The 9,238-nt window shown below is 37.4% G+C and carries 11 protein-coding genes; 1 reads left to right on the top strand and 10 read right to left on the bottom strand.

Annotated elements, in window-relative coordinates; all coding sequences use genetic code 11:
* Positions 1-73: 73 nt before the first annotated feature.
* Positions 74-268 carry an iron-sulfur cluster assembly protein gene (locus V7K50_RS11655; protein WP_334960133.1) on the bottom strand — a complete coding sequence of 65 codons (195 nt, stop codon included), beginning with the start codon at positions 266-268 and terminating at the stop codon, positions 74-76.
* A 100-nt stretch (positions 269-368) separates the two neighbouring features.
* Between V7K50_RS11655 and V7K50_RS11650 the strand changes: the two genes are divergently transcribed.
* Entirely contained in the window at positions 369-881 is a 513-nt protein-coding gene (locus V7K50_RS11650) for a 2'-5' RNA ligase family protein (RefSeq protein WP_334960131.1), read from the top strand.
* 53 nt (positions 882-934) lie between these two features.
* Here V7K50_RS11650 and V7K50_RS11645 read toward each other — a convergent pair whose 3' ends face one another.
* The 9 genes from V7K50_RS11645 to V7K50_RS11605 form a co-directional block, all read right to left on the bottom strand.
* A complete protein-coding gene (locus tag V7K50_RS11645) occupies positions 935-1,717 on the bottom strand; it encodes a DUF4058 family protein (RefSeq protein ID WP_334960129.1) in 783 nt (260 codons plus the stop codon).
* 19 nt (positions 1,718-1,736) lie between these two features.
* Positions 1,737-2,699: a HEAT repeat domain-containing protein gene (locus V7K50_RS11640; protein ID WP_334960127.1), complete on the bottom strand. Its 963-nt coding sequence runs from the start codon at positions 2,697-2,699 to the stop codon at positions 1,737-1,739.
* A gap of 19 nt (positions 2,700-2,718) precedes the next feature.
* Entirely contained in the window at positions 2,719-2,946 is a 228-nt protein-coding gene (locus tag V7K50_RS11635) for a 4Fe-4S dicluster domain-containing protein (RefSeq protein ID WP_012408944.1), read from the bottom strand.
* Between the two features lie 185 nt (positions 2,947-3,131).
* Entirely contained in the window at positions 3,132-3,596 is a 465-nt protein-coding gene (locus V7K50_RS11630) for a GNAT family N-acetyltransferase (protein WP_334960125.1), read from the bottom strand.
* Between the two features lie 24 nt (positions 3,597-3,620).
* On the bottom strand, positions 3,621-4,403 hold the full coding sequence (locus V7K50_RS11625; RefSeq protein ID WP_334960123.1) for a class I SAM-dependent methyltransferase: 783 nt from the start codon (positions 4,401-4,403) through the stop codon (positions 3,621-3,623).
* A 50-nt stretch (positions 4,404-4,453) separates the two neighbouring features.
* Positions 4,454-5,173 (bottom strand): HAD family hydrolase, encoded by a 720-nt coding sequence (locus V7K50_RS11620; RefSeq protein ID WP_334960121.1) that lies wholly within the window; start codon positions 5,171-5,173, stop codon positions 4,454-4,456.
* Positions 5,174-5,181: 8 nt separating this feature from the next.
* A complete protein-coding gene (locus tag V7K50_RS11615) occupies positions 5,182-5,904 on the bottom strand; it encodes an HAD family hydrolase (protein WP_334960119.1) in 723 nt (240 codons plus the stop codon).
* Positions 5,905-5,930: 26 nt separating this feature from the next.
* A complete protein-coding gene (locus V7K50_RS11610) occupies positions 5,931-7,616 on the bottom strand; it encodes a fumarate reductase/succinate dehydrogenase flavoprotein subunit (RefSeq protein ID WP_334960117.1) in 1,686 nt (561 codons plus the stop codon).
* Positions 7,617-7,975: 359 nt separating this feature from the next.
* The gene (locus tag V7K50_RS11605) at positions 7,976-9,211 is read right to left on the bottom strand and encodes a DUF1501 domain-containing protein (protein WP_334960115.1); all 1,236 of its coding nucleotides are present in this window, start codon (positions 9,209-9,211) and stop codon (positions 7,976-7,978) included.
* Between the last annotated feature and the right edge of the window lie 27 nt (positions 9,212-9,238).

Genomic DNA, 9,238 nt, shown 5'->3' with positions numbered 1-9,238 from the left:
TTAAATATCTCCGAAAGCCAGTCTCCAAGCTAGATTTATCCCCTTTTCCTGCACCCTCTTGACAAATGTGCAATTACCTTAACCTCTCACAGATGATCTCTGTCTCTAATTGCTGCTGATGGGAACCGATATATAAACGCAAGTAAATATAGTCATCAACTATGCGGAGATTTCGCACCATTCCCAAACTAACGATATCATTTTTTAAGGTAGGTTCGATAACTTGTTTCAGGAGTTGGACGACTTCTTGGTGATAAGCTGTAGTCATATCTTCTGGATGTTATAAGGGATATTTCTGTACCTCATATTGGTGTAAGCTCTCCTAGAGAATTTGAAATCTGCTGTATAACCTTTAAGAATTTATAAGTATGTCTTACGCACTCGTACATTACCCCAATATTAACACAGAAGATATCAATCAAATAAGGCAGAAATATGACCCACAAGTTGATTTAATTGACCCACATATTACACTTGTATTTCCCACAATCGAGTCTATTAATAAAAAAAATCTCATTCTTCATATTGATAGTATTTTGAGTAAGTGGAAAATATTTTCTATTTGTCTCAAAGGATTACAAAAATCATGGGATGAGTATATGTTTTTAATGGTTGAAGAAGGAAAAGTAGATATGGTAAAACTACACAACGAATTATATACAGGTATATTAGCTGAATATTTCAGGGAAAATTTACCATTCGTTCCACATTTAACGCTAGGAAAATTTACAAAAGATACAGATAAATTTTTGCAAGTGTTAGAAGAAGTACAACATTTAGATTTAAATTATCGTTGTTTTATCGATAAAGTCAACCTGATAAATATTGATGATAAGCAGAGGTCAATAATTTGGAGTAAAGAATTTGTATTGGGAAATTAGCAAAGCTTTGATCGGGTTGGCAGTACTGAGTTACCAAGAATGAGCGCTCTGATTTAGATCCTTTGCAAAACTTCTCTCACCCAAGCTTCTTCTTCGGGCGATGCCTGTGGCTGGCTACGCCTACGCACTATTTTTAAAGGTTGTAAATAATCAATTGCTAAGTCAAATCTAGCACGTTCATAAATTTCATTTAGTAACCTTTGCAAGTCAACTATTGGCTCAGGTTCCCCCTGACGCAAAGGCACTGGAAAAACAGGAATTGGGTTTTTTAAGTCGAAAGTATATAAATCTGCATCAGGTCTGTTGTAGCTGCGACTAACCAAGATACTATAATCTGTGGCGATCGCTCCTAAAACAGGCATTGACTCTCCTTGTCTTAAGAGATCAATTTTTACCAAATTGGTTGCAGAAGCCAAAATTTTCTGTCGTTTGTTCTCGTAAGCGGCTCTACCTTCTTTTGAGCGTTTATTTTTAGGGGAAAGTATTTCTATCACCGCAACTACTTCTTGACTTTGAGTTGCTCGCACCTCTAAAAATCGCTCAGTTACTTTTTCAGGTATGGGGACTTTCACTTTACTGGGTTTGATAAGTTTTGCAGCAGTCAAAGTTGTGCTGGTATCTGTAGTGTTATGATTGGCAACGGCTACATCAGCAATTCCTATAAGTAAGATATCATCTACACTGGTGTAAACTCGCTCTTCAATGGAAACTCGGTATTTAGGGGCGATTTGAGGAGTCAGGTCATCAGCGATCGCTACAATTAAACGATTATGAACTTGATGCCAAAGTTCTGGCTGTTCCAAATACGGGTTCATTGCAGGAAATGGATTTCCCATTGCGCTTTCCCTTAGTTATTTACTGCTCCCTTGAGACTATTCTATCTGTTTTAATCTTCTGAATTGCCCGTTGCGCTTGGATGGACACTTCTTTGTCAGGATCATCTAAGGCTTGTTGCAGGGGGTTAATAACGTCAGGATGAGCTAAATTTCCAAGTGCGATCGCAGCTTCTTTGCGGACATCTGCATATTCATCTGTTAATGCTTGAATTAATCTCGGCATAACTTGAATATCTGGGATTTTTTGCAAAGCTTGTGCTGCTGATTTACGCACTTGCCAATGTTCATCATTTAAAGCTATTTCTAATGCTGAAATTGCTTGATTATTTGCATGAATAGCCAGAGATTTAGCTGCATTCCGGCGAACTTGCCAGTCACTATCATTTGTAAGTGCTTGACAAAGTATTGTAACCACTTCTGCATCTTGTAAATGTTCTAAAGTTAAAGCCGCAGCACGACGTATACTTGCTTCTTGATCAAAGATTAAATTTAAAGCTTGCGGACATTTTTCTAGTTGATTGATATATCGGAGTGTCGTAATGGCTGCTTCTCTTAACTCAGGATTTTTTGATTCTAAAAATGGTAAAATATAGGGCAAAGATTGAATATCATGTATCTTCCGCAAAAGCAGCAAAATATTTAATTGAAGATTTACATCATTACTTTGAAGTTTATCTAGTAAAAGTAACAATTCATCTTGTGTAATTAACTCATTTAATGCTGATGCGGCTTCAGTGCGAATATCTACATCTGCTGAACCGAGGCATTCAATTAAGGCAGGGATGGCGACAGGATTAGCAATTTCCCAAAGGGCAGATATTGCTATTTTCTGAACAGTAATATTTTCATCTTTTAAAGCTATAATTAAAGCATCTATTGTTTCATCATCACCTAGATGTTGCAAGGTTTTGACAGCTACTATACGGTCATTTATATCAGGCGATCGCAGCATTTCTAGCCAAGGCTTGATTTCATCGTTCATTAAATTTTCTCACAGATAGTTAACGTAACAAAAAGGGAATTTGCACAGTAATTGCATTGGTTGGACATTCTTTTTCACAAGGTAGACAAAACCAACACTCATCATATTTCATATAAGCTTTCCCCGTCTCTGGATTTTTTGCCAATACATCCAAGGGACAAACTTCAATACAGGCTGTGCATTTTTCTAGACATTTTGATTCATCAACGATGACAGGAACATCTATTCTTTGATTGATTAAAGCCATAAAATAACTCCATTATTTTGTACTGAAACTGCTAAACGGTAAAATAAATGGGGTAAGCTTGCATGAATTATCTCATGATTTTAGGTTGTTTAGATGTATAGGATGTAGTTCATTCAAATGTTTAAATCACAGACGAGCATTAAGCAGAGAGGGAGTAGCAAATGTATTAATTAAATGCATATTTTTCACTCAAACATTTTTTTATGAAAAGTTAATGATTGCTTGATATTGGTATAACCAATTTTCTCATAAAACAAGTGAGCTTCTTGGCGTTTAATATTAGAACGTAACAGAACACTATCACATCCAGCCAGAGAAGCCCACTGTTCAATTTGTTGCATTAAAAAACGTCCAATTCCACTATAACGATAATCTTTATCTACAACTAATCCCAAAATAATCGCTGGAGTCGGAATAACTATTGATTCACAAATATGAGCGTGCGCCCAACCAATTACATATTCATCTTCTACAGTGGCAACATACACAATATGAGCATCGTTATTTTTAATTTTAGTAAGGCGCTGCTTTATTTGTTGATTAGTCACAGAATATTCAAGTTGTTCGCAAAGACTAGCAATTCTCTCTACATCTTTAATCTCAGCTTGTCTAATTTTAATTTTCTCACTTACACTAACTTTGTTTGTCATAATTTAATTTTGAATTACAATTATTTAGTTATCCAGCGTTGCATGGATAAAACGATAGCCTATATCAATCTCTGTCAAATTGTGAATATCACCATATTTTTTGCTCCATTCTCCACTACTTAAATCTGCTGCAAGTAACTTTACTCCTTGTTCTGCTAAATCTTGATTAGCTAACGCAAAAGATGATATTCCCGCACGTACTTCTGGTTGAAGATATAACTCTGGTCGTCTCCAGCCTGCTGCTGCGAATAAATCAGATAAATCGTATGGTAAAAAAAGGGGTATGGCTTCAACACGCCTTTTAGTATTACTCTGAATTAAATTAACCTGTTCGTTAAGTGGTAAAAATCGTAACGCATCTTCCCACAAAAACGGAAAATAATCATAAAGCCATATCTTCTGAGCTAATCTAATATCAAAATTTAACAAAATTATTGCCCCATCTCTAATTATTCTGTGCATTTCCTGAAAAGCTTTTTCGAGATGAGAAAAGTGATGAATTGCCAGGATACTTACAACAGCATCAACAGAGTTATCTGGTAGAGGTAAATTTTCTGCATAGCCAGTAAACCACTTAATTTGCTGATGTTCTACTGCTTGTTTTTGCATAACTACAGAAGGTTCAACAGCATTAACAAGAAATCCTTTATTAGCTAGCGCTAGACTGTAACCACCACTACCAGCACCAATATCAGCAATAATACTACCTTTGGGTAAATTGAGTAAATCAATTAATTTATTGACAATACGGATATCAGGAACGCGAGTTTTTGAGTATTGTTGACCAATTAAATTATATATAGACATATTATAAAATCCCTCAAAATAATTTAAAACAAATTATTTAAAATCTAACTTTAGATGAATAAATCAAAAGCCTGTGATTTAAACAATTCCAGCAAATTTAAGAGTTCACCGATCATAAACTTTGGTTTTGCTTCTTGTGGTAAATTTTGATTTTTTCTGTTGTAATAGCAAAAATCCATTTTGACTTGTGTTGCTCCCGCATAATCATGAGTGAGAGAATCTCCAACGTAAAGAACTTGTGCTGATGTTAAATTTAACCTAGATAAAGCATGATGGAATATCTCAGGAGATGGTTTAGCAAAACCAATTGCTTCAGAAACGACAACTTCTTCAAAAAAATGCTCAATTCCAGCAGCTTGCATTCTCGGTAGTTGCGCTGATACAAAACCGTTCGTAATGACAGCCAAACGATAATTCCGCGCGAGAATAGTTAGCACTTCATTTACATAAGGTTCCATTACGCCCGAATGATTAAAAATATGCCAAAAACTTTGACTAAGATTGCTGATTTGATCTATTTGTATATCTAATTGAGTAAGTGTACTTCGATAAGACATCTCGATTAACTCTCTAGGAGAAAAAGTTTCTCGCTGTTTCCAATACTGGGAATTATAAGTTTCAAAGACTTGAAGAAAAATAGTCTCACTAACTCCATTGAAATCTAAAGATACTGCACAATCTTCCAATGCGCCAAGAATAGCTTGGCGTTCACATAGCTCAAAATTTAACAGTGTATTATCGAGATCAAAAATTATGGCTTTATAACTCATTCAATTCTTTAATTCACGAAAATGCTTTCTTCCATAGTTGAAACTTTTCTAATTATTTTTAGTATTCCTCTGAAATCTGGACTATAAAGTTTATAATTTTTATCATTAGGCTTCCTGACTAAAATTGCTTGTATATCCGCCCGTAATGCTCCAGCGATATCAGCGTTGTAGCTATCACCTATCATTACACATTCTGTTTTTTCAATCTTTAAATCATTGATGACATGAGCATAAAATTTGAGGCTGGGTTTCTCATGTCCAATTTTTCCAGATGTATATATTTCTTCAAAGTATTCTATAATATTTAATTGGTCTATGATTTCGTGTAGTTCAGGTATATGATTTGAGAGAATTATATTTTTATAATTATTTTTAATTGCATCTTGCAAAGTAGGAATTACATCATCATATAAATGCCATTTTTCCAAATTTTTATATTCATTCTGGACTTGGGAAGCATATTTTATTGCCTGAGTTTTATTTATTCCTACTTTTTCATATATTTCTGCAAAATATTCATTCATGTATTCCCACCATGTTTTTTCATTAAACAATAAACTATGGGGAATTTCAGACGAGTGCCAAGGAAAGCCATTCTTCAATAATGGTCGAATATCTTCTAAATCTATATTGTGGATTCCATGACGTTTCAATATTGAATGTAAAGTTTCACTCCACATTCCATCACGATAACCTAGTGTATGCTCAAAATCCCAAAATAAATATTTCATGTTTATTTCACTGCTATATCATAAATTTAATGATGTAAATTTACATCCACGATGTAAGGATATACAGGACGCTTAAACAATACCATTTCCCCTAATTGATCTTTCTTTAAGTTGACATGACAAAACCATTCATCATCATTTTTCTCTGGATAATCTAAACGGTAATGATAAAGTCCCCAACGAGTTTCTTGACGATATAATGATGCTCTGGCTGCCATTTCTGCACAGTCTCGAATAAAGTGAACTTCTAGACTACGCATCAATTCATGAGGATCACGAGCGCCCATTAAATCTAACGTTTCTTGATATTGGACAAAATGTTTCAAACCAATCTCGATTTTATTACCTGATTTTGGTGGTTGCAGATAATCATTAACTAAGCGTCTTAATTTATATTCTACCTGAGTGTGAGGTACACCATTAGGGCGAGTTAAAGGTGCATAAATTCTGGCTTTTTCAGCTTCTAAAAAATCTGCATCTGGTTCGATAAACTCTAAATCTTGGATATATTCAATGGCATGAGTTCCGGCTATGCGACCGAAAACAAATGCCCCAATCATGTAATTATGGGGAACGCTGGCCATGTCTCCGGCTGCATATAAACCTGTGACGGTTGTTTGAGCATTTTCATTTACCCACACACCAGAGGCGCTATGACCACTACATAACCCAATTTCGGAAATGTGCATCTCGACGCCGTGGGTGCGATAATCTTCATTTCTACCTTGATGAAAACGTTCTCTACTCGGTCGTTCATTCGCCCACAATATGGATTCAATTTCAGCGATTGTATCTTCATCAAGATGGGTCATTTTGAGTTGGACTGGCCCTTTCCCAGAATTTAATTCTTTCCAGATTTCCAACATCATTTGACCACTCCAATAGTCACAACTAATGAAGCGATTTCCTTCGGCGTTAGCAGTATGTGCGCCAAAAGGCCCGGCAACATAGGCACAGGCGGGGCCGTTATAATCTTTGATTAAAGGATTAACTTGAAAGCATTCAATATTACTAAGTTCTGCACCTGCATGATAAGCCATTGAATAGCCATCTCCAGCATTGGTAGGATTTTCATAAGTGCCGTAGAGATAGCCGGAAGCAGGTAATCCTAATCTGCCACAAGCACCTGTACACAGGATGACTGCTTTAGCTTGAATGACTATATAATCTCCGTTTCTGACATCAAATCCCACCGCACCAATAGCACGTCCTGCTTTGACTAACACGCGGGTTGCCATGACGCGATTTGTCACTTTGACTTTGTGGCGTTTGACTTGGCGGGTAAGAATGGTTTTGAGGTCTTTACCTTCTGGCATGGGTAAGACATATTTACCCACACGATGCACTTGTTTTAAGTCATAGTTGCCCTGGGCATCTTTTTGAAATTTCACACCCCAACTTTCTAATTCTTGGATAACTTCATAACCTAATTTACCTGTTTGATATACGGCTTTTTGGTTGACAATGCCATCGTTAGCAAGGGTGATTTCGCGCACGTATTGTTCTGGTGTGGAATGTCCGGGAATGACTGCGGTATTCACTCCATCCATACCCATTGCGATCGCACCACTGCGACGTATGTTAGCCTTTTCTAAAATCAGTACATCTGCATCAAGATTCGCTTGTCTTGCCTTAATACCTGCCATTGTTCCGGCGGTACCACCGCCAATGACAAGTACATCTGTTTGAATCCACTGGGTATTGATATTCATACATAAATCCCTAAATCACGTAGGGGCAATTCATGCAATTACCCCTACAGCGTGTACTTTTGCGTAAGTCCTAAGTTTAAATAGATGAATTTTTTGGTATAATAAGCCCTTTTGCTTGTGGACTCTAAGAATCGCAAACTACTATTATCTTATCAAGTAACTGTAGTTTATGGATGAAGGCAGATTATCATAGACACTGAGATAAAATCAAGATGCCCAAAGTATCGGATCAACAGAGTTTGTAGCTGGGGATTTCGTGTACAGACTAACCCAATGGCAAAACCAACGCCAAGAGGCGATGTTTCCGACGGGCTACGCCTAGGCATCATCAAAGAGATTCACTTGAAAAATAGCAATTATCAATTAGTTGACAATAATGCTACTTTCTGATTAGAGGTGTAATTTGGCAACACTTGATTTAATTTTGCTTGATTGAGATGCAGATGATCTGACAACACGGCAGAGATCACATCCCGAAAATCAGTGGTAATAGCCAAGTCCCTACCTTGATAAAGTTGGGCTGTAGATAGACCAGGCCATTCACCGTAAACTTTACCACCGCGAATTTTACCGCCCAAAACCCACATAACATTCCCATGACCGTGGTCAGTACCACCGTTATCATTTTGCTTGACTGTACGACCAAACTCGGACATGACAACAATGGTTGTATTCTGGTAAACGCTCCCCAAACCATCAACCAAAGTTGCTAAACCTGAACCCAATTTTTTTAAATTTCGAGCTAATTGTCCTTGAGTGCTACCTTGATTCACATGGGTATCCCAACCCCCCAAAGCCATAAACCCTAACTCAATTCTGGGGTCTTTGACCATTAGTTGCGCCAATCGTTGGGCATCACTGGCGAAGCCATCAGGTAAAGGCGCACCATTATTCGCCATTTTCATTTCACTATTCAGGTCATTGACGATCGCTTGATGCGCCATCCGTCCTTGGCGATAGGTCTGACTTAGGGGATCATTACCGCCATAAAGCTGGTCAAATGCTGCTGCTAATTGAGGACGATCTATTGGCAGAGGTCTGGTAGCATTTCTCCCTGATGCGATGTTAGCTACAGGCATTCGACCAGAAAAAATCCAGGGTGTTGTTTCTCCGACACTTATTGCTTGAATGGGTGTTTTTTGAGAAATTACCCCTAGTAAACGATTCATCCAACCATCCTGAGTATGTTTATCACCAGGGGTAGCGTTTTCCATATATTGTTGAGCATCAAAGTGAGAGCGAGTTGGATCGGGGGAACCACAAGCATGAACAAATGCTAGACTATTCTGCTTCCAGAAGGGCATCAAAGAATCTAACGCTGGATGCAACCCAAAACGCTCATCTAAATCTAAAACTCCCCCTTCCTTCCCTGGCTGGAGAATGGCAATTTGCGGTCGGGCTTGATAGTAAGCTGTTTCTGAATAAGGAACTACAACATTTAAACCGTCTACTGCCCCCCGGAGGAAAATTACAATTAAGCGTTTGCGATCGCTATTGTCGGTAGCGGATCTAGCTACAATAGCATTGCTAGATATAGCTGTGATGGCGGCGGCTGAAAAAATTCCACTTTGGATGAGAAAATTACGTCTTTTCATCTTTAAAAGTACTCAATTATGACTGTT

The organism is Nostoc sp., from assembly GCF_036917135.1.
Lineage (GTDB): Bacteria > Cyanobacteriota > Cyanobacteriia > Cyanobacteriales > Nostocaceae > Nostoc.
Note: the sequence above shows the minus strand (reverse complement) of the source record. Positions and strands in the feature narration are given on the sequence as shown.